We start from the raw sequence: 20,843 nt of genomic DNA, 5'->3' as shown, positions 1-20,843 counted from the left end.
TTGACAGCATGACCGAAGCAACGGATCTCGCCGAGCGCGCGGGCGATCGAGACCCCCGGGTCGGGCTGCGGGCCGTCGCCGCACTGCGGAGGCTGCTGGAGCAGTTGGAGTCGGTGCAGGTGCGCAGCGCGCGCAATCAGGGCTGGTCGTGGCAGGAGATCGCCGCGGAACTCGGCGTCAGCAGGCAGGCCGTCCACAAGAAGCACGGGAGGCATTGATGTTCGAGCGCTTCACGAAGGATGCCCGGGCCGTGGTCCTGGGCGCGGTCCAGCATGCCGAACGCGCCCGTGCGGGGGAGGTGACCGAGGAGCATCTGCTCCTCTCGCTGCTGGACAGGAAGGCCAGCCGTGCCTCGTTCGCCCTGGGCGCGCTCGGGCTCGCCGAAGGTGAACGCCGCGACTCCGTCGAGCGTGCCCTCGCCGAGGCCCGACGCCGGGGTGGCCTCTCCCGGGCGGACACGGACGCGCTCTCGGGTCTCGGCATCGACCTCTCGAAGATCGTCTCCCGCGTCGAAGAGGCCCATGGGACAGGGGCGTTGGACTCGGGTGGGGAGGGCCGACGGCGGCGTCGGCCGTCGGGGCGTCGTCCCTTCACCCGCGATGCCAAGGACGTCCTCACCCGCTCCCTCCGCACCGCCCACGCCCACCGCGACCTCCCCCACGCTCGAATCCGCTCGCGTGGGGGAACCCTCGTCATCGGCGACGAGCACATCCTCCTCGCCCTCACCATCCGCCCTGGGGTCCCGGCCGAGGTCCTCGCGGACCACGGGGTGACGTACGAGGCGCTGGAGCGGGTTCTCTACGGGGTGGGGGAGGCCGAGGCGGGCTGAGCGGGGAGGGCGTGAGGCGCTCCGCGGCGGGTTCTCCGAGCGTCGCGCGGGTTCATCCCTTGGGCGCTCGCAGTATCACCCCGATGTGCGCCGCCGCTGTCGACAGGTGGCGGCGGGCGTCACGGAGCTGGTCCTCTGTCACGCCGTGGTCGCGGGCCGCGTCGCGGATGTCGTCGCGGAAGCGGTCCAGGAGGCGGTCGAGGTCGCGGGACGGATCGCCGGTGGGCGTCTCGTGCACCCAGGCGGGCTCGTAGTCGGCCGGGAAGTCCTCGGGAGTGGTCGAGTACTCGGGCACCCCGCCGCTGGTCGTCCCGGTCCCCGTGGCCGAGGTCGTCCCGGTCCCCGCACCGCCCGCTGCGCCGGCCGCTTCCGAGCCGGACTCCGCACCCGTCCGTCCGAAGCCGAAGTCCTTGCCGAACTCCTTTCCGAAGTCCTTCCCGAACTCGCCGAACTCCTTGGCCAGCTCGGTCAGGCCCTCGCGTACCCCCGTCGGCCAGTCGCCCCGTGTGAAGTGGTCCTGCACGTGGTCCTGGACCCGCTTGGCGATGCGCTGCAACTCCTCCTGGGCCTGGGTGCGGGCGTGCTCCTGAGCCTCCTTGGCCTGGCGGCGGGCGCGCTGGGCCTCCTCCCGGGCCCGGCGGCTCTCGTCCTTCGCGCGGCGGGCCTGCTCCTTCCATTCCTGCTTGACGCGGCGCATCTCCTCCTTCGCCGCCCGCCAGGACTCGTTGTCGGCGTACTCCCCGGACTCCCCGGGCGGAGCACCTTCCCCGCCGCCCCTGCGGGCCTCGGAGGCCGCCGCCCGCATCTCACGGCGCAGGTCGCCCGCCGCGCCCCGGACGTCGGCCCGGATCTCGGCGGCCAGCTCCGCGACCGACTCACGGATCTCCAGTTCCAGGTCGGCCAACTCTCCCCTGCGGTCGGCCAGTTCGGCGCGGCCCGCGTCGGTGATCGCGTACACCTTGCGGCCGCCCTCGGTGGTGTGGGTGACCAGGCCCTCGGCCTCCAGCTTGGCCAGGCGGGGGTAGACGGTGCCGGCCGAGGGCGCGTACAGGCCCTGGAAGCGTTCCTCCAGCAGTCGGATCACCTCGTAGCCGTGGCGCGGCGCCTCGTCGAGCAGCTTCAGCAGATACAGCCGCAGGCGGCCGTGGGCGAAGACGGGAGGCATGTCAGAGCACCTTCTTGTCGGTCGTGCGAGAGGTCGTGCCGTCGGTCGCGTCAGCGGCCGTGCCGTCGGTCTCGGGGGCGTCGAGGTCGTCCCACGGCTCGTCCTCCGCCGGTGGCCTGCGGAGGAGGGCGATGGATCCGGAGACCGTCGTGGCCTTGAGGCGGCCGCTGCCCGTGCCGAGGCGGCCGGTGACCTTGTGGGCGCCCCAGGGGCCGCTGACGCGGAGGTCGTCGAAGGCGTTGGAGATGGTGCCGCTGGCCGTGTTGGCCTCCACCTCGGCGTCGGCGGGGTGAGGGAGGCGGATGGCGATCTCGCCGGAGACACTGGTGAGGCCGATGTCGGTGGGGCCGCCCGTGGAGTCGAGGTCGAGGATGATGGCGCCGCTCACCGAGTCGGCCTTCACGGTGGGGCAGGAGCCCTCTATGACGGTCAGGTCCCCGGAGACGGAACTGAGCCGTAGATCGCCCGTGAGGGCCTGAGCCTCCACGCTCCCCGAGACCGTCGTGGCGCGCACCGGCCCCGACAGACCGACCAGCGTGGTGTCGCCCGAGACGCCCTTCACCTCCGTGCGCCCGCCCAGCCCGGACACGACGGCCGTGGCCCCCACCACGCCCACCTCGACCCGGGTGCCCGTAGGGACGGCGAGCGACACCAGTACGTTGCGACGCCGGCCCTTGCGATCGAGCCACTTCAGAAAGCCCGCCCAGGGCAGGTCGTCGTAGGCCACGGTCAGTGTGCCGTCCTTCTGTGTCACCGTCAGCGGTGGGCCCTCGACGTCGGCCACCTCCAGACGGGCGGAACCCTCGTCGGTGCCCATGACGTTCACCGTTCCGTTGACGACGCGCACACGCAGTGCCGTCACCGGCTCGTCGAACGTGAGCTTTCGCGGCTCGGCGACGGACCACTCGGACATGGTGCTGACCTCCTCGGCAGACCCGGCACGACAGAACACTCCATCGCGCACTATCGCGTCTCACGTAATTCACGATATATCGCGGTCAGGGAAAGTCAAGGCACCCGTTCTGGTGATCCCGCAGGGATATTCCTGGGCAAATCGGCCTAGCGTGGGGGCATGTCGACGGAACACTCCCAGGGATCCCGTTACCACCGGCCCGCCCCTTCCCCCGGCGCGCTGCTGCTCTGCCGGGCGGATCCCGACTCCGTCGCCCCCGTCGCCCAGCTGCTGCGCGAACGCATGCTGCTCGTCCCGGCCGGTACGGAGTGGACGGCGCTCGTTCCGGAGGGAAAGCCCTGGTCGCACGGCGGGGAGCTGGTCGACCGGGTCCTCACCGGCTGGGCGACCGCCCTCGCCGTCGGCGTCTCGTGGCCCGTACTCGCCCTCTGGTGGGACGCCGACCGCGGCGGGTACACCCTCGCCGCCGGATTCCGCCGCACCGTCGGCTACGTATGGCTCGCGAACGGCACCCCCGCGGGTGAGGGCGAGGCGATGCGTACCTTCGCCGCCCGCCTGGGGTTGGATGCGGTCCTGGACGCGCAGGCCCTGGACCACCTCACCGAGCCCGACCCGGCCGCCGACGCCCGCGCCCGCCTGCTGGGGCTGCTCGCCGTCCTCGCCCGCGCCGGAGTGTCGCTCCCCGCGGGCCTCACCCCGGGCGAACCCGCCGACCGGCTCCGTGAGGTCGCCCGGGTCCAGCCCGGTGTCCAGCGCATCGAGTGGACGGGCTGGCGCGGGGCCGTCCGCACGGAACTCGACGCCCTCGAACGGGACCGCCTGGGCCCGTGGCTGCCGTGGGCGGGCACCCCCAGAGCGCGCGCCCTGGCCACCGCCCAACTCCTCGCGGGACTCCCGCTGACCGGCTGGGGGCTCCTCCGCCGCAGTCCCGGTTGGCTCGTCGCCGGCGGCCTCCTGATCGCCCACGGCACCCTCGGCCTGCTCTACGACCTGGCCCATCCGCGTGACTGAGCCCGGTCGCTCCCGCCGGAGGAACGGCTACTCGTCCTCGTCCTCGTCGTCCAGCCGCGCCAGCCACGTGGCCAGCCGCTCCACCGGCACCTCGAAGTCCGGATTCAGATCCACGAACGTCCGCAGCTGCTCGGCGAGCCACTCGAAGGTGACCTCCTCCTCGCCACGCCGCTTCTCCAGTTCCTCGATGCCACGGTCCGTGAAGTACATGGGTCAAGGATAAGTGCGGAAAAACGGCCGGGCCGCACCCCCGGCGAGGGGGTGCGGCCCGGTGGCGTGCGGCCTTCGAGTGCTGTTACGCCTCGAACACCTCACGCACCAACTGCTCCTGCTCGGCCTGGTGGCGCTTCGCCGAGCCGACCGCCGGGGAGGACCCGTGCGGGCGGGAGATGCGCCGCAGGCGCTCGCCGTGGGGGACGTCCGCGCCGACCGCGAGGTCGAGGTGGTCGATCAGGTTGAGGGCGATGAAGGGCCAGGCGCCCTGGTTCGCCGGCTCTTCCTGGGCCCACAGGTACTTCTCGGCGTTCGGGTACTTGTTGACCTCCGCCTGGACCTCGGCCCCGGGCAGGGGGTAGAGGCGCTCGATGCGGATGATCGCGGTGTCCGTGACGCCGCGCTTCTGACGCTCGGCCTCCAGGTCGTAGTAGACCTTGCCGGCGCAGAAGACGACCTTCTTGACCGCGTTCGGGTCGACCGAGCTGTCGCCGATGACCGGGCGGAACCCGCCGCTCGTGAACTCCTCCGCCTTCGACGCGGCGGCCTTCAGGCGCAGCATCGACTTCGGGGTGAAGACGACCAGCGGCTTGTGGTGCGGGTTGTGCACCTGCCACCGCAGGAGGTGGAAGTAGTTCGACGGCGAGGTCGGCATGGCGACCGTCATGTTGTTCTGCGCGCACATCTGGAGGAAGCGCTCCGGGCGGGCGGACGAGTGGTCCGGGCCCTGGCCCTCGTAACCGTGCGGGAGGAGCAGGGTGACGCCGGACGTCTGGCCCCACTTCTGCTCCGCCGACGAGATGAACTCGTCCACGACCGTCTGGGCGCCGTTGACGAAGTCGCCGAACTGGGCCTCCCACATCACCAGGGACTCGGGACGGGCGAGCGAGTAGCCGTACTCGAAGCCCATCGCCGCGTACTCGGAGAGCAGGGAGTTGTAGACGTTCAGCCGCGCCTGGTCCTCGGAGAGGTACATCAGCGGAGTGAACTCCTCGCCCGTCTCGCGGTCGATGATCACCGCGTGACGCTGGCCGAAGGTGCCGCGCTGCGAGTCCTGGCCGGCCAGGCGCACCGGGGTGCCCTCCAGGAGGAGGGAGCCGACCGCCAGGGTCTCACCCATGCCCCAGTCGATCGTGCCGTCCTCGACCATGGCCGCCCGGCGCTGCAGCTGCGGCAGCAGACGCGGGTGGGCGGTGATGTGGTCCGGGACGTTGACCTGGGACTCGGCGATCCGCTTGACGGTCTCCGCCGTGATCGCGGTGTTCACCGCGACCGGGAAGCCGTCCTGCGGGTCGTGGACCTCGCCGGGCGTCGACTGCGAGGTGGCCTCGCGGACCTCCGTGAAGACCTTCTCCAGCTGGCCCTGGTAGTCCTGCAGCGCCTGCTCGGCCTCTTCCAGGGTGATGTCGCCGCGACCGATGAGGGACTCGGTGTAGAGCTTGCGCACCGAGCGCTTCTTGTCGATCAGGTCGTACATCAGCGGCTGGGTGAAGGCCGGGTTGTCCGACTCGTTGTGACCGCGGCGGCGGTAGCAGATGAGGTCGATCACCACGTCCTTGTTGAACGCCTGACGGAACTCGAAGGCCAGCCGCGCGACGCGGACCACGGCCTCCGGGTCGTCGCCGTTCACGTGGAAGATCGGCGCCTCGATCATGCGGGCCACGTCGGTGGCGTACATCGAGGAACGCGACGACTCCGGAGCCGCCGTGAAGCCGACCTGGTTGTTGATGACGATGTGGACCGTGCCGCCGGTGCGGTAGCCGCGCAACTGCGACATGTTCAGGGTCTCGGCCACCACGCCCTGGCCCGCGAAGGCCGCGTCGCCGTGGAGGGCCACCGGCAGGACCGTGAAGTCCGTGCCGCCCTTGTTGATGATGTCCTGCTTGGCGCGCGCGACGCCCTCCAGGACCGGGTCCACGGCCTCCAGGTGCGAGGGGTTCGCGACCAGGCTGACCTTGATCTGCTCGCCGTCGAGACCCGTGAAGGTGCCCTCGGCGCCCAGGTGGTACTTCACGTCGCCGGAGCCGTGCATCGACTTCGGGTCGAGGTTGCCCTCGAACTCGCGGAAGATCTGCGCGTACGACTTGCCGACGATGTTCGCGAGGACGTTCAGCCGGCCGCGGTGGGCCATGCCGATGACGACCTCGTCGAGGCGGGACTCCGCAGCGCTGTCGATGACCGCGTCGAGCAGCGGGATGACCGACTCGCCGCCTTCGAGCGAGAAGCGCTTCTGGCCGACGTACTTGGTCTGCAGGAAGGTCTCGAAGGCCTCCGCCGCGTTCAGCCGGCGCAGGATGCGCAGCTGCTCCTCGCGCTCCGGCTTGGTGTGCGGGCGCTCGATGCGGTCCTGGATCCAGCGGCGCTGCTTGGGGTCCTGGATGTGCATGAACTCGACGCCGGTCGTGCGGCAGTACGAGTCGCGCAGGACGCCGAGGATGTCGCGGAGCTTCATCAGGGACTTGCCCGAGAAGCCGCCGACCGCGAACTCGCGCTCCAGGTCCCACAGGGTGAGCCCGTGCTCGGTGATGTCCAGGTCGGGGTGCTTGCGCTGGCGGTACTCCAGCGGGTCGGTGTCGGCCATGACGTGGCCGCGGACCCGGTAGGAGTGGATCAGCTCGAAGACACGCGCGGCCTTGGTGACGTCGTCGTCGTGCGACGCGTCGATGTCCTTGAGCCAGCGGACCGGCTCGTAGGGGATGCGCAGGGCCTCGAAGATGTCGTCGTAGAAGCCGCCCTCGCCGAGGAGGAAGTTCGCGACGATCCGCAGGAACTCGCCGGAGGCGGCGCCCTGGATGACCCGGTGGTCGTACGTCGAGGTCAGGGTCATGACCTTCGAGATGCCCAGCTTGTTCAGGGTGTCCTGGGACGTGCCCTGGAACTCGGCCGGGTAGTCCATGGAGCCGACGCCCATGATGACCGACTGACCGGGCATCAGGCGCGGGACCGAGTGGACGGTGCCGAGGCCGCCGGGGTTGGTCAGGGAGACCGTGACACCGGTGAAGTCGTCCATCGTCAGCTTGCCGTCACGAGCGCGGCGGACGATGTCCTCGTAGGCCTGCCAGAACTCGAAGAAGTTCAGCGTCTCGGCCTTCTTGATGCCCGCGACGACCAGCTGGCGGTCGCCGTTGGGCTTCACCAGGTCGATGGCGAGGCCGAAGTTGACGTGCGGCGGCTTGACGAGGGTGGGCTTCCCGTCCTTCTCCGCGTAGTGCCAGTTCATCGACGGCATCGTCTTGATGGCCTGCACCATCGCGTAGCCGATCAGGTGCGTGAAGGAGATCTTCCCGCCCCGGGCCCGCTTCAGGTGGTTGTTGATGACGATGCGGTTGTCGAACAGCAGCTTCACCGGGACGGCGCGCACGGACGTGGCCGTGGGCAGTTCCAGCGAGGCGTTCATGTTCTTCGCCACGGCGGCGGCGGGGCCGCGCAGGGTGATCAGCTCCGGGCCCTCGGCGGCGGCAGCGGCGGGCGCGGCCTGCTTCGCCGGGGCGGCCGCCGCGGGCTTGGCCGGCGCGGGCGCGGCAGCCGCGGGCTTCGCGGGGGCCGGCGCGGCGGCGGGCTTCGGGGCAGCCGGGGCAGCCGGGGCGGGTGCGGCCGGGGCGGCGGGTGCGGCCTGGGCCGGGGCGGCGGGGGCCGCCGGTGTGGTGGTCGCTGCGGCCCCCGTGGCCGCAGAACTCGCCGGAGCCGAGGCGGCAGCGGCGCCTGGCTTGTAGTCGGCGAAGAAGTCCCACCAGGCTCGGTCTACCGAATTCGGATCCTGGAGGTACTGCTGATAGATCTCGTCGACGAGCCACTCGTTCGGACCGAAGGCCGCTGCGGGGTTCTTACCCGCTTGGTCTGAGTCGGTCGAGATGCTCGAGTTACTGGGGGACTGTGGCGACACGGCGGCAACCGCCCTCTTCCGCTTCACAAGGTGATGGACAGCGGGAATAAAGGCTACGCCCCTGTGGCCGGGAAGGTCAGGTCGAGCCCGCTCTTCGTCGCGTAAGTCACATCGGAATGCGTGTTTCGGTGGCGGAAATGGCGGGAAACAAGCGTGGTTCCGGTCTGGAACGGGTGTGGGGGGCAGGTGCCGGGCATGCGTCGGGCGGGGCCTGCGGCGATGTGCACGCGGCCCTCTGCTCGAACGCACCTGATCACACGTGTCCGGCTGGGCGGATCTGCCATGGATCTTGTGGCTCCGGTTCGAACTTTACGTCAACTTGGGAGAGAAGTAAGCCCCGGGAGGATGAGCGAAATCTGGCAATGACGGGGGGATTCAGCCAGTTCGGATGTGGGTATCGCGGGATTTTTCCGCCCCCGCCGCCCCGCCGCCCCTACCCGTCCCACCCTGTTCCTGGGGGCTCCGCCCCCAGACCCCCGCCGGGGTGTGTGGGGGTCTGGGGGGTATGTGGTCGGGTGCGGGTATGTGGGGGTTGCTCGCGCAGTTCCCCGCGCCCCTGGAAGCCTGCGGCTTCCCGGGCCAGGAACGCCGGCGGCCTTGGCGGCCGCGGCCCCTCGTTCTAGACGCCCGCGCTTCCCTGGGGTTTCGCGGGTACCCCCGGGAGGACCACCTGGATGCGGCAGCCCTTCGGGGACTCGGCCACTCCGATGCGGCCGCCGTGGAGGTCGACCGCCCAGCGGGCGATGGCGAGGCCGAGGCCGGTGCCGCCGTCGCTGCCGGGGCCGTGGGGGGAGCTGACGGCGCCCCGGTTGAAGCGTTCGAAGACGCGGTGCCACTCGGATTCGGGGATGCCGGGGCCCTCGTCCAGGACCTCCAGCTCCAGCGACTCGGTGGTGGGGCCGCGCCGGGCCTTCACCGTCACGCGGCCGTGCGCCGGGCTGTGCTTGACCGCGTTGTCGATGAGATTGGCCACGACCTGGTGGATGCGCTCCGGGTCGGCGTTCGCGGTGAGCTCCGGCGGGTGTACGTCCAGGTGCAGGTGCACGTCCGTACGCGTGTGCTTGCCCGAGTCCGAGGCGACGCCGCCGCGGGCCGAGGAGACCATCTGGGCCTCCTTGAGGACGCCCGAGAGGTACGGCCAGACCTCGAAGCGGCGGCGGCGCAGCGGGACGACGCCGTTGTCCAGGCGGGACAGGTCCAGCAGGGTCTCCACCAGCCGCCCCAGGCGCTCCGTCTGCTTCAGGGCCGTGCGCATCGTCTCGGGGTCGGCCTGGGTGACGCCGTCGACGATGTTCTCCAGGACCGCGCGCAGGCCGGCGATGGGCGTGCGGAGCTCGTGGGAGACGTTCGCCACGAGCTCCTTGCGCTGACGGTCCTGGGCCTCCAGCTCGTCCGCCATGAGATTGATCGTGTGGGCGAGGTCGCCCAGCTCGTCCCGGCGGTTCTCACTGACCCGGCGGGTGTAGTCGCCGCGCGAGATGGACCGGGCGACCGCGTTCATCTCGTCCAGCGGCGCGGTGAGCGAATGCGCCACGAACTGCGTTATCAGGAGTGTGGCGATCATCGAGAACACCGTGATGAAGCGCAGCTCCGTCTTGGTGTGCACCGCGATCATCGACAGACCGGTGGTGATCAGCACCGAGATGACGACGAGCGCGCCCAGCTTCGTCTTGATCGAGAAGGGGCGCACGCCGCCGAGCGGGCTCGCGCCCTTCCGCGACTGCGCGCCACCGGGACCCCGGTTCCGGGACCTCGGGTCACCGACTCCGCTCATCACGCCACCAGCCCCTTGCGCCTACGTGCCTGCGTATGCCCCGCGCACGCGGTGCGGGCACGGGGTCAGGGAGTCGGGGTCTCCAGGGCGTACCCCACACCGTGCACCGTGCGGATCCGCTCCGCGCCGATCTTCCGCCGCAGCGCCTTGATGTGGCTGTCCACGGTCCGCGTCCCGGACGCGTCCGCCCAGTCCCACACCTCGGCGAGCAGCTGCTCGCGCGAGAGTACGGCACGTGGGGTGTTCGCGAGACATACGAGCAGGTCGAACTCGGTGGGCGTGAGGTGCACGTCCTCGCTGCGCACGCGGACGCGGCGCTGCGCGTGGTCGATCTCCAGTTCGCCGAGGCGCAGGATGCCCGAGCGCGGCGTGGTGGCGGCCAGCGCGGCCCGCTCCACCCGGCGCAGCAGGACGTGCACGCGCGCGGCCAGTTCCCGCATGGAGAACGGCTTGGTCATGTAGTCGTCGGCGCCGACGCCGAGCCCGACCAGCATGTCCGTCTCGTCGTCCCGGGCGGTGAGCATCAGCACGGGGACGGGCCGCTGGGCCTGGACACGCCTGCACACCTCCAGGCCGTCGAAGCCGGGCAGCATGATGTCGAGGATCAACAGGTCGGGCTGCCAGGCCTCCGCGGTGTCCACCGCGGCCGGTCCGTCGGACGCGGTCTGGACGACGAAACCCTCGGCGCGCAGGCGGGCCGCGATGGCGTCGACGATCGTCGGGTCGTCCTCGACCACGAGGACCCGGCGCTGTGCGCCCGGCGTCGCCGTGGTGTTGTTGTGGGTGGTGTGTGTCTGCTCCATCGCCCGCCCCTGTGTTGCTTTCCGGAATCCGTGGGGTGATCCCTTGACTACGCATGGCTGCGCATGACTGCGATTGACGCTTGAATGATCGGCGTCAGGCAAGCAGGGTACGGGCAGTCACCGCACCAGGGCTATCCAGGTCGGACCGCGAGGTGCACCACGTCCGGAACTCCTCGGGCAACCGGGATCTCTTCGGTACGCACCTGTTGGAACCCGGCATTCCCCAAGGTTTCCTCGAATTCCGCAGATGGCCGCGCCGACCACACGGCAAGCACCCCACCTGGCCTCAACACCCTTGCGCAGCTTGCCAGTCCGGTCGGCGAGTAGAGGCTGTCGTTGCTCTCGGAGACGGTCCAGTCCGGCCCGTTGTCGATGTCCAGGCAGAGCGCGTCGAACGTGGCGGATGTCTCATTGACGTACGTGACGAGATCGGCTTCCACGATCTCCGTACGGGGGTCCGCGAGCGCTCCGGCGGACACCTCGGCCAGCGGTCCGGTGCGGTGCCACGCGATGACGGAGGGTTCGCGTTCGACAACTGTGATCGGCCCCCAGCGCGGATCCGCGGCGGCCTGGGCGAGCGAGAAGCCGACGCCCAGACCGCCGATGAGCACACTTGGCCGAGAACGATCCGTCAGCGCGGAGAGAGCGACGTCGACCAGCAGCCGCTCCGAACGGCCGTCCGAGGTGTCCATGAGGAAGCACCCGTTGGCGATGATCTGCAACAGCTCTCCGTGCCGTCGCAGCACGACCTCGCCGTAGGGGCCCTCGTGCCGGTCGATGACCACGGGTTCGTCGGTGTCGGTGATGGGCATGCGCCCATCCTTGCGTGCCCCGGGCACGGGGGCAGCCGAATTACGACGGCCCTGCGACGTCCCGGAGGCGAAGTGGCTCGATCGGAGCGCGACTTCAGAGCGCCAGGCCGTGGCCGTACGGGAAGACCGGGTCCGCGGTGTCGTTGGGGACGCCCGGACGGGACGCCTCGACGGCCGCCATGGAACGCGGCAGTTCGAAGGGCAGCCGGCCCTCGGCCCGGGCCCGGCCGAAGGCCACGTCGAGCAGGGCCGTGTCCGAGGCCCCGTAGTCGGCGATCAACGCGGCGGCGTTCGCGGCGATCTCCGGGAGCACGGCGGGCCGCTCCAGGTTGACGCAGACCAGGGTGGGCACGGCCGCCAACAGCGCCAGGATGTCCTTCAGCCGCTCCTCGTCGAACGCCAACGACCCGGAGTGGAAGAAGGACTCGGAGAACCCCGGCCGCTCCTCGTGCGGCGTGCGCAGCCGCAGCACGGCCACGTCCGCGTGGGCCGGGTCGGCCACGACATTGCCGTACAGGGACGCCGTCTGCGCGCCCACTCCTTCGACGTACAGGTTCGGGCGGTCGGTGAGCGGGAGGAGGGAGTGGTTGGTCAGGACGGTGAGCGAGCGGCGCTGGGCGGCCTCGCCGAGGGCGGTGAACTCGCTCGCGCCGACGGTCTCCTCGGCGCGGTCCGGATCGACGTACCGCTTCTCGAAGAGCCCGAGGACGAACTTCTCGCGCAGGAGGCGGCGGACGGAGGCGTCGACGCGCTCCTCGGTGATCCGGCCGGAGCGGACCAGTTCGACGATCACCTCGGGGCACTGTTCGCCGCCGAACTGGTCGGCGCCCGCGTCCAGGGCCTTCGCGGCGCGTTCGGCGACGGTGAGGTGTTCGACGCCCCAGGCGTGGGCCTGGTGCGTCTCGCCGCCGATGCGGGCGTCGGTGAGCAGGCCCCAGTCGGTGCAGACGATGCCGTCGAAGCCGAGGCGTTCGCGCAGCAGGCCGGTCAGCACGTCCCGGTTGAAGCCGAAGCCGACCTCCTCCCAGCCGTCCACGCCGATCGGCAGTCCGTAGTACGGCATCACCTGCGAGCACCCGGCCTCGACGGCCGCCCGGAACGGCGCGAGGTGGTGGTCACGCATGCCGCCCGGATAGATCTGCTCCTTGCCGTGCGGGAACTGCGGGTCCTCGCCGTCCCGTTGCGGGCCGCCGCCGGGGAAGTGCTTGACCATGGCGGCGACCGAGCGCGGACCGAGCCGGGGTCCCTGGAGACCGCGTATGTACGCCCTGACCAGCGCGCTCGTGACCTCGGCGGACGAGCCGAAGGTGCCGGACTGGCGAGCCCGGCGGGGCTCGGTGGCGAGGTCGATCTGCGGGTGCAGGGCGACCCGCAGGCCGACGGCGAGGTACTCGCGGCGGACGGTGTCGCCGAACCGCTCCACCAGCTCCGGCTCGCCGATCGCGGCCAGGCCCAGGGGCTCGGGCCAGGCCGAGAAGGCACCGGAGCCGAAGCCGGCGCCCGGGTTGTCGGTGAACGAGTGGCGCGGGTCGGTGGAGAGGGTGACCGGGATGCCCAGTCGGGTGTCGGCCGCGAGTGCCTGGAGCCGGTTGACCCATTCCGCCGTCTCCCGCGTCCCGTACCGGCCCACGAGGTTGAAGTGGGTCAGATGGCCGCCCGCGACCAGTTCCGTGGTGCCCTGCCGGGGGAACGGCCCGTCGGTCGCCTCGGCGAGCGTCCCGTCGCCGTTCATCGTCAGCATCGTGTGGAAGAGCTGACCCGCCTTCTCCGCGAGGGTCATCCGGGCCACGAGGTCCTCCACCCGTTCGTCGACGGGGCGGCTCGGGTCGCGGTACGGGGCTGTGGACATCCGGGGTTCCTTGGACGAGACGGAGGCCGGGTTCGGGACGGTGGCCGGGTACAGGACGGTTGCCGGGTTCGGGACGGTGGTACGAAGCGGTGGCCGGGCCAGGGGCTCTCCTGGGGGACGAGGGCGGCGGCGTCGCCGCTCAGGCCCGTTCAGGGAAGCAGCAAAACCGAGTGGGTACTAGGTTTTGGACAAGTGGCCACTCTCACGCGGCACATGGCTTGAAAGAAAGGGTGATTGACTCGTGTAACCGTCGGTCAGCGAAGGCCTGCGAGGTCGCGCGGCGGGGCTGGCGCGGCGGGGCTAGGGTGGCGGCCATGGTGCGGAACCGGAGGTCGGAGGGGTCCGACAGCTCCGCGGCGCGCAAGCCGGAGGGGTCCGACAGCTCCGCGGCGCGTCAGCCGGAGGGCTCCGGCGTGCGGGGCACGTACGCCGTCGGGGACGAGCGGCGGCTGTGCATTCTCGACGCCGCCGTCGAGCACTTCGCCCAGCGGGGCTTCCACGCCTCCTCGCTGGCCCGGATCGCCGCCGACGTCGGCATCACCCAAGGCGGGCTGCTGCATCACTTCCCCAGCAAGGAGGACCTTCTCGTCCAGGTCCTCCAACGCATGGACGCGAGCGACCGGGAGCGGTTCTTCTCGCGGGAGTTCGAGTCGGCGGCCCAGATGTTCACGGCTCTCGTGCGACTCGCCGAGTACAACAGCGCGCGGCTGGGCCGCACCCGGATGTTCAACGTCCTCGCCGCCGAGGCCGGCGACCCCGGGCATCCCGCCCACGCGTACTTCGTCGAGCGGTACGCCGACGTCGTGGGCACCCTGTCCGGAGTGCTGCGGCGTGGCGTGGACAGCGGTGAACTGCGGGCCGACACGGATGTCGTGGCCGTCGCGCAGGAGCTCGCCGCGGTGATGGACGGGCTGCAGATCCAGTGGGTGCTGGATCCGAAGGGGTTCGACATGGCGGGCCGGTTCCGGGCGTATGTGGAGCGGGTGAGGAGGGAGATCGGCGCCGAGGGCTCGTAGCGGAGGGCTGGTGCGGAGGGGCGGTACCGGTGGAGTGGGAGCGGGGGCTCGTGGAAGCCCGAGTGCTGTCGGCCTGCTGTGCATCGCCCTTCGGGTGGCCGGGGTCACAGACAGGGGCGTGCCGGGGCGTCGAGGGTGAGGTGAAACGGAAGGAGACCCTCACTTTGGATGCCGCCGAGACTGTGGAGACCGCGGGGCCCGTCCTCGACGGCATCCCGCGGCAGCCGGGTACGACACCCGGGCGGGCGGCGGCGGAGGCCGCGGATGCCGGGGCGTGCGCGGAGGAGACCGAGGCGCGCGCCGGGCGTACATCCTCCCCGCACCGGCGCCTCCCGTTCCCGCGCCCCTGGCGACTGCTCCCCACCCCCGTCGGCACGCCCTTCGCCTTCTTCTACGCCACCGTCCTCGTGATGACCTCGCTCGTCGCCGAGTACGCCGACCCGGCCCTGGTGCACGCTCTGCATCAGGGCTCCAGTACGGATGTGGCGCATCTGGTCCGCACCCCGGTGCCGGTTCTGCTCACGAGCGCGCTGTGGGTCGCGGGCGGGGTCGGTTCCCTGTACGCCCTCGCCTTCCTGCTGGTACTGACCGCGCTGGAACGCCGGATCGGCGGGTGGCGCACGGCCGGTGTCTTCCTGCTGGGCCATGTCCTCGCCACTCTGGCGACGGAGGTCCCGGTGGGCTTCGCCGTCCTGGCCGGTCACCTCCCCGGCAGTTCCCTCCACCGCCTCGACTACGGCATCAGCTTCGGCGTGGCCGCGAGCGCCGGTGCGCTGGCGGGCCTGCTGCCACCCTGGCTGCGGTGGCCGCTCCTGCTGGGCTTCGGCGGGATGCTGGTGGACGACCTGATCGCGTTCACGGACCCGATGACCAACTGGGGGCATCTGCTGTCCCTGGCCATCGGGGTGGCGACGTGGCCGGTGGTGCGGGAGTGGCGCCGCCCGTCAGGGGGAGCCGGTGAACTTCACGCTCGTCAGCGGGGCCGTCACCGTCCAGCCCAGTGATGCGTACAGGGCCCGGCCGTCCGGTGTGCCGGCCAGTACTCCTGTTTCCGCGCCCTGTGCGATGGCGGCTTGGGCGAGGGTGCGCATGACGAGGGTGCCGAGGCCGCGGCGGCGGTGAGCCGGGGACGTCTCTATCCGGTCGGCGACCGCCGTCGCGCCGGTCGGGGCGATCTGGCCGCGGGCCGCCAGGGAACCGTCCGGCGCCGCGACCATCACCCGGGTCACGCCACCGCGCGACCATGTGCGCAGCCGGTAGCCGTCGGGCAGGGGCGCCGGGGTCTCGCGGGGCCTCAGTCGTACGGTCATCAGGAAGCCGGGGTCGGGGTCGATCCACCAGCCCTCGCCGAGCCAGGGGCCCACCGTGGCCGCGTCCGCGAAGACCTTGAGCCAGGTGCCGGCGCCGGTGACGGAGTCCGCGACCTTGCGGACCGTCTCCTCGTCCACCTCGCCGTTCGTCGCCGAGAAGACGTGGCGGGTGACGTGGTGGGCCATGCCCATGTCGATGGTGAAGCCCCAGGGCTCGACCACCGGGGGTGCCGCGCCTCGGGAGACGACCCATCCGTCGACCCATGCCCGCACTGTTCCGTCCACCGCGACCACCGTGTTTGTTGTAATGGGTGAGATTGGAGGCAGGGTATTACGTGAGGAGGGTGGTGGTGTATCCGAGAAGCCGTGCATCGTCTTGATCGCCGCCGGGGCCGGTTGATTGGCTGACCGACATGACTGACCTCGGACCCGTCGCCTGGCCGCCTGTCCCGATCCGGACCGAGAGGCTCGTGCTCCGCGGGTCCGAGGCCCGGGACCGTGCGGTGTTCATCGAGCTGCACGCTTCGCCGGAGGTGCACACCTATCTCGGCGGGCCCCGGCCGCGTGACGAGTTGGAGCGTGAGATGCCCGCGGTGCCCGGGCGGTGGCCGGGGAGTTTCGTCGTCGAGCTCGACGGGGCGATGATCGGCCGGATCCTGCTCCGGAGGGCGCCGGAGCATCGTCGCCCGGCTGCCGAGGGGAAGGTTGATCTCGGGTACCTGTTCCTGCCTCGGGTGTGGGGATGCGGGTATGCCGCCGAGGCGTGTGCGGCGGCACTCGGCTGGGTCGGCGGCCTCCTTCCCGGTGAGCCGGTGGTGCTCGCCACCCAGACCGCCAACGTCGGCTCGATGCGCCTCGCGGCCAAGTTGGGGTTCACCGAGGTGGAGCGGTTCCAGGCCTGGGGTGCCGAGCAGTGGCTCGGTGTGCGGTCCCCGGTCGCGCCCTCCGATTGACGGCCGGTGATCGCCCACAGCGAACGGTCGCCCTCTCGGGGAACATTCCTCGGCTCACGTGCATTGAGTCCGCATAGCTCAACTTGACTGCCGAGGGAGAGATCATGGCATCGACGTCCGCACCGCTCACCCTGCCCGTACTGCCGCTCGACGAGGAGGTCGTGCTGCCGGGAATGGTGGTGCCGTTGGACCTCAATGACACCGACGTACGGGCCGCGGTGGAGGCCGCGCAGGCCGCGGCGCGGGCGGTGCCCGGGAAGCCGAAGGTGCTGCTGGTGCCGAGGATCGACGGGGCGTACGCGAGCACGGGCGTGCTCGGGACCGTCGAGCAGGTCGGACGGTTGGCCGACGGGGACCCGGGAGCGCTCATCCGCGCCATAGGGCGGGTGCGGATCGGGGCCGGGACCACCGGGCCCGGCGCCGCCCTCTGGGTGGAGGGGACCCGCCTCGACGAGAGCGTGCCGGAGCCGCTGCCCGGTCAGGTCGTCGAACTCGTCAAGGAGTACAAGGCACTTGCCACCAGCTGGCTGCGCAAGCGCGGCGCCTGGCAGGTCGTGGACCGGGTACAGGCCATCGACGACGTCTCCGCACTCGCCGACAACTCCGGCTACTCGCCCTTCCTCACCGTCGAGCAGAAGATCCAGCTCCTGGAGACCGCCGACCCCGTCGCCCGGCTGAAGCTCGCCACCCAGCTGCTGCGCGACCACCTCGCCGAGCAGGACGTCGCCGAGACCATCGCCAAGGACGTCCAGGAAGGCGTCGACAAGCAGCAGCGCGAGTTCCTGCTGCGGCGTCAGCTCGAAGCCGTCCGCAAGGAACTGCGCGAGCTCAACGGCGAGAAGGACGGCGAGGAGTCCGACGACTACCGGGCGCGCGTGGAGGCCGCCGACCTGCCGGAGGCGGTGCGGGAGGCCGCGCTCAAGGAGGTCGACAAGCTGGAGCGGTCCAGCGACCAGTCGCCCGAGGGCGGATGGATCCGCACCTGGCTCGACACCGTCCTGGAACTCCCGTGGAACGAGCGGACCGAGGACGCGTACGACATCCAGGGGGCGAAGGGTGTCCTCGACGCCGAGCACGCCGGGCTGGAGGACGTCAAGGAGCGCATCACCGAGTACCTCGCGGTGCGCAAGCGGCGGGCCGAGCGCGGGCTCGGCGTCGTCGGCGGGCGGCGCGGCGGTGCCGTGCTCGCGCTCGTCGGGCCGCCCGGTGTCGGCAAGACCAGCCTCGGCGAGTCCGTGGCGCACGCCATGGGGCGGAAGTTCGTCCGGGTCGCGCTCGGCGGTGTGCGCGACGAGGCCGAGATCCGCGGGCACCGGCGTACGTACGTGGGCGCGCTGCCCGGCCGTATCGTCCGTGCCATCAAGGAGGCCGGTTCGATGAACCCGGTCGTCCTGCTCGACGAGATCGACAAGGTGGGCTCGGACTTCCGGGGCGACCCGGCGGCGGCGCTGCTCGAAGTCCTCGACCCCGCGCAGAACCACACCTTCCGGGACCACTACCTGGAGGTCGAGCTGGACCTGAGCGACGTCGTCTTCCTCGCCACGGCCAACGTGCTGGAGGCGATCCCCGAGGCACTGCTCGACCGGATGGAGCTCGTCCGGCTCGACGGGTACACGGAGGACGAGAAGGTCGTCATCGCCCGGGACCACCTGCTGCCCCGGCAGCTGGAGCGGGCCGGGCTGGACGCCGACGAGGTCGTGCTCGACGAGAGCGCGCTGCGCAAGCTCGCCGGTGAGTACACGCGCGAGGCGGGCGTACGGAACCTGGAGCGGTCCGTGGCGCGGCTGCTGCGCAAGGTCGCGGCCCAGCACGAACTGGGCCGGCGGGAGCTGCCGTTCACCGTCACCGACGAGGATCTGCGCGCGCTCATCGGGCGCCCGCACCATGTGCCCGAGTCGGCCCAGGACCCGGCGGAGCGGCGTACGGCGGTGCCGGGTGTCGCGACCGGGCTCGCGGTCACCGGCGCGGGCGGCGACGTGCTCTTCGTCGAGGCGTCGCTGGCCGACCCGGAGACGGGCGCGGCGGGGCTGACCCTCACCGGCCAGCTCGGCGACGTGATGAAGGAGTCCGCGCAGATCGCGCTCTCCTTCCTGCGCTCGCACGGCGCGGAGCTGGAGCTGCCCGTCGCCGACCTGAAGGACCGGGGCGTGCACATCCACTTCCCGGCGGGCGCGGTCCCCAAGGACGGCCCCAGCGCCGGCATCACCATGACGACGGCCCTCGCCTCGCTGCTGTCCGGGCGGCTGGTCCGTACGGACGTGGCGATGACGGGTGAGGTCTCGCTGACCGGGCGGGTGCTGCCCATCGGTGGCGTGAAGCAGAAGCTGCTCGCCGCACACCGGGCCGGTGTCACCACCGTCATCATTCCGAAGCGGAACGAGGCCGACCTCGACGACGTGCCCGCCGAGGTCCTGGACAAGCTCGACGTCCACGCGGTCACCGATGTCCGTCAGGTCCTGGAACTGGCCCTGGCCCCGGCGGCGGTGGAGGTGCCCGTGGCCGCGTGAGCGCCGGGGCGACACCCGCAGCCGACCCGGACCGTTCCCTGAGCGGACGGTGACCGCCCGCGCGGCGGTCACCGTCCGCTCCCGCCTGCGAAATACTGAACGGCGCTGCCCGCGAAGCGGAGTCGGCGAGAACCTTCAGGAACCCGGAATCGGAAAGCAGGAGCGCTGACGTGCACGACGAGGGCGGAAACGGCGACGGAGGCGGCGACGGCGGTGTCGGGGCCGGCGGCGGTGTCGCGACCGGCATGCCGGCGGCCGGCATGGACCAGGCGTTCCTGGCACTGGAGCGAGAACTGACGGTCCTGCTGCGGCGCGCCCGTGCCAAGTCCGGGGAGATGGCCCGGGCCGTCCACCCCGACCTGGAGTCCGCCGCCTACGGTCTCCTCGCCCGCCTCGACGAGGCCGGTCGCCTGCGCGCCACCGAACTCGCCGCCTACATCGGCGTCGGCAAGGCCACCATGTCCCGTCAGCTCCGCGCCCTGGAACACCTCGGCCTCATCGCCCGCGAGCCCGACCCCGCCGACGGGCGTGCCTGGCTCGTCCATCTCACGGAGGAGGGCCGGGCCCGCTTCCGTGCGGTCCGGGACGCCCGCCGGGTCGCCTACGTGCGGCAACTCGCCGGCTGGGACCGGGACGAGGTGGCCGAGCTCGCGCGTCTGCTGCACCAGCTGAACCGCGGTGTGGAGAGCTGAGCGGCCGAAGCGCCACTCGTGGGCGGGGGGCCCGTCACCCGGAGGAGTCGCTCACCACTCCACGAACACCACGCTCGCGTCGTCGTGCGTCTTGGCGCGGCCCAGGAACTCCCGCTCCACATCGGTGGCTTCCAGCTCCCGCACCCGCTGCACCAGCCCCCGTGCCCCCGTCTTGCGGACGAGGGTGAGGCAGTCCGCCCAGTCGCCCTCGCGGAACGTCTCCACCCAACGGCCCGCCCCGTCCGTCAACGCGGCCAGTGCGCGGACCTCCTCGCGGGGGACGGTTCCCGTCACCGCCCGCGCGGCCACGGCCGGATCGGCGGCCGCCGTCCAGAACCCGCCCTCCTTGTTCCGCACCGTCGAGTCGGCGATCGCGGCCGTCGCCAACGAGGCCCGGGGCAGCCGGGAGAGCCGGTCGTCCAGCACGGCCGTCACCGCGCCGTCCGGCCGCTCGAACAGCAGGGCCGAGTCCGACAACACCAGGTACTCCACGGCCGCTTGCGACCAGCGGGCGAGGACCACCGTGGCCTGTGGGGTTCGCGGGTGAGAAAGGTCACAGGTTTGGGCGTGGGCCCGGGCGGTACGAGAAATGGCCTGTGAGAGCACGTCGGGCAACGGCGAATCCCGCTCCGAAACGGACAGTTCGGTCAGGGTGCCGCCGAGGCGGGAAGTGAACCATGCGACCGAATGTCGACAGCCGTAGCCGTCGGGCGGCGGGGTCACGCCGTCGAGGAGGACGAGGGCGCCGCCCTGTCCCCCCGCGGGCAGGGCCACCGACGCGAAGTCCTCGTTGGGGCGACGGGGATCGCCGGGTTCCGAGACGAGTTCCGTGCGCATTCGGCCAGTCTGCACGAGCCCGCCACAAGATCCGTGAAAGGCCGACAACGGTCGCCGTACGACCCGGACCCTCCAGGCGGGCCGCCGGGTTTGGCATGGAATGATCGTGAGCGGTGAAGCGCGGCGGCGAATACTGTCAAAGCGCGTCGCCGACGTCCAACCGGCCCGCTGCGGGGGGCATCGGCACGAGCCGGGGGAACTTGCCCGCCAACTCCTCGGGGATGTTCACTCCTTCGGGTGGCGGGACCGATGATGCGGGACCACTGCCCACCGGCA

18 protein-coding genes are annotated in these 20,843 nt (G+C 71.3%); 8 read left to right on the top strand and 10 right to left on the bottom strand.

Going from position 1 to position 20,843, the window contains the following annotated elements; all coding sequences use genetic code 11:
• The first annotated feature begins 8 nt into the window (after positions 1 to 8).
• A complete protein-coding gene (locus K1J60_RS14435; protein WP_220646575.1) occupies positions 9 to 218 on the top strand; it encodes a helix-turn-helix domain-containing protein in 210 nt (69 codons plus the stop codon).
• Positions 218 to 829, top strand: a complete 612-nt coding sequence (locus K1J60_RS14430; RefSeq protein WP_220646574.1) for a Clp protease N-terminal domain-containing protein — start codon at positions 218 to 220, stop codon at positions 827 to 829. Before K1J60_RS14435 ends, K1J60_RS14430 begins: the two co-directional genes overlap by 1 nt.
• 52 nt (positions 830 to 881) lie before the next feature.
• On the opposite strand, the gene K1J60_RS14425 is transcribed toward K1J60_RS14430, so the two are convergent.
• Positions 882 to 1,994, bottom strand: coding sequence for a PadR family transcriptional regulator (locus tag K1J60_RS14425; protein ID WP_220646573.1), 1,113 nt, complete (start codon positions 1,992 to 1,994; stop codon positions 882 to 884).
• Position 1,995: 1 nt separating this feature from the next.
• Complete coding sequence (locus tag K1J60_RS14420; RefSeq protein WP_220646572.1) at positions 1,996 to 2,907, bottom strand: DUF4097 family beta strand repeat-containing protein; 912 nt, start codon at positions 2,905 to 2,907, stop codon at positions 1,996 to 1,998.
• 159 nt (positions 2,908 to 3,066) lie between these two features.
• Here K1J60_RS14420 and K1J60_RS14415 point away from each other — a divergent pair, with 159 nt between their 5' ends.
• Positions 3,067 to 3,918 carry a hypothetical protein gene (locus K1J60_RS14415; protein WP_220646571.1) on the top strand — a complete coding sequence of 284 codons (852 nt, stop codon included), beginning with the start codon at positions 3,067 to 3,069 and terminating at the stop codon, positions 3,916 to 3,918.
• Between the two features lie 27 nt (positions 3,919 to 3,945).
• Here the strand turns inward: K1J60_RS14415 and K1J60_RS14410 are convergent, their stop codons facing one another.
• The 6 genes from K1J60_RS14410 to K1J60_RS14385 form a co-directional block, all read right to left on the bottom strand.
• Positions 3,946 to 4,128, bottom strand: coding sequence for a DUF6104 family protein (locus K1J60_RS14410; RefSeq protein ID WP_003961784.1), 183 nt, complete (start codon positions 4,126 to 4,128; stop codon positions 3,946 to 3,948).
• A gap of 85 nt (positions 4,129 to 4,213) precedes the next feature.
• Positions 4,214 to 8,014 carry a multifunctional oxoglutarate decarboxylase/oxoglutarate dehydrogenase thiamine pyrophosphate-binding subunit/dihydrolipoyllysine-residue succinyltransferase subunit gene (locus K1J60_RS14405; protein WP_220646570.1) on the bottom strand — a complete coding sequence of 1,267 codons (3,801 nt, stop codon included), beginning with the start codon at positions 8,012 to 8,014 and terminating at the stop codon, positions 4,214 to 4,216.
• A 619-nt stretch (positions 8,015 to 8,633) separates the two neighbouring features.
• Complete coding sequence (locus K1J60_RS14400; protein ID WP_259407727.1) at positions 8,634 to 9,788, bottom strand: HAMP domain-containing sensor histidine kinase; 1,155 nt, start codon at positions 9,786 to 9,788, stop codon at positions 8,634 to 8,636.
• A 65-nt stretch (positions 9,789 to 9,853) separates the two neighbouring features.
• Positions 9,854 to 10,591 (bottom strand): response regulator transcription factor, encoded by a 738-nt coding sequence (locus tag K1J60_RS14395; protein WP_033526582.1) that lies wholly within the window; start codon positions 10,589 to 10,591, stop codon positions 9,854 to 9,856.
• A gap of 131 nt (positions 10,592 to 10,722) precedes the next feature.
• Positions 10,723 to 11,403: a spermine/spermidine synthase domain-containing protein gene (locus K1J60_RS14390; protein ID WP_220646569.1), complete on the bottom strand. Its 681-nt coding sequence runs from the start codon at positions 11,401 to 11,403 to the stop codon at positions 10,723 to 10,725.
• A gap of 94 nt (positions 11,404 to 11,497) precedes the next feature.
• Entirely contained in the window at positions 11,498 to 13,252 is a 1,755-nt protein-coding gene (locus K1J60_RS14385) for a glycoside hydrolase family 3 protein (RefSeq protein WP_220646568.1), read from the bottom strand.
• A gap of 314 nt (positions 13,253 to 13,566) precedes the next feature.
• Here K1J60_RS14385 and K1J60_RS14380 point away from each other — a divergent pair, with 314 nt between their 5' ends.
• Positions 13,567 to 14,268: a TetR/AcrR family transcriptional regulator gene (locus tag K1J60_RS14380; protein WP_220646567.1), complete on the top strand. Its 702-nt coding sequence runs from the start codon at positions 13,567 to 13,569 to the stop codon at positions 14,266 to 14,268.
• A gap of 164 nt (positions 14,269 to 14,432) precedes the next feature.
• Entirely contained in the window at positions 14,433 to 15,272 is an 840-nt protein-coding gene (locus tag K1J60_RS14375; RefSeq protein WP_259407726.1) for a rhomboid-like protein, read from the top strand.
• Here K1J60_RS14375 and K1J60_RS14370 read toward each other — a convergent pair.
• Positions 15,213 to 15,863: a GNAT family N-acetyltransferase gene (locus K1J60_RS14370; protein ID WP_220646565.1), complete on the bottom strand. Its 651-nt coding sequence runs from the start codon at positions 15,861 to 15,863 to the stop codon at positions 15,213 to 15,215. The two genes, K1J60_RS14375 and K1J60_RS14370, sit on opposite strands and share 60 nt — an antisense overlap.
• A 128-nt stretch (positions 15,864 to 15,991) precedes the next feature.
• On the opposite strand from K1J60_RS14370, the gene K1J60_RS14365 reads away from it, so the two are divergent.
• From K1J60_RS14365 to K1J60_RS14355, 3 genes are all read left to right on the top strand, one after another.
• Positions 15,992 to 16,531 carry a GNAT family N-acetyltransferase gene (locus K1J60_RS14365; RefSeq protein ID WP_220646564.1) on the top strand — a complete coding sequence of 180 codons (540 nt, stop codon included), beginning with the start codon at positions 15,992 to 15,994 and terminating at the stop codon, positions 16,529 to 16,531.
• A 104-nt stretch (positions 16,532 to 16,635) separates the two neighbouring features.
• A complete protein-coding gene (lon, locus tag K1J60_RS14360) occupies positions 16,636 to 19,038 on the top strand; it encodes an endopeptidase La (RefSeq protein ID WP_220646563.1) in 2,403 nt (800 codons plus the stop codon).
• A 170-nt stretch (positions 19,039 to 19,208) separates the two neighbouring features.
• The gene (locus tag K1J60_RS14355; RefSeq protein WP_220646562.1) at positions 19,209 to 19,730 is read left to right on the top strand and encodes a MarR family winged helix-turn-helix transcriptional regulator; all 522 of its coding nucleotides are present in this window, start codon (positions 19,209 to 19,211) and stop codon (positions 19,728 to 19,730) included.
• Positions 19,731 to 19,781: 51 nt separating this feature from the next.
• On the opposite strand, the gene K1J60_RS14350 is transcribed toward K1J60_RS14355, so the two are convergent.
• Positions 19,782 to 20,567 (bottom strand): protein phosphatase 2C domain-containing protein, encoded by a 786-nt coding sequence (locus K1J60_RS14350; protein WP_220646561.1) that lies wholly within the window; start codon positions 20,565 to 20,567, stop codon positions 19,782 to 19,784.
• Positions 20,568 to 20,843: the final 276 nt, after the last annotated feature.

The organism is Streptomyces akebiae, assembly GCF_019599145.1.
In the GTDB taxonomy this organism is placed as follows: Bacteria; Actinomycetota; Actinomycetes; order Streptomycetales; family Streptomycetaceae; genus Streptomyces; species Streptomyces akebiae.
This window is presented reverse-complemented; position numbering and strand designations above follow the sequence as displayed.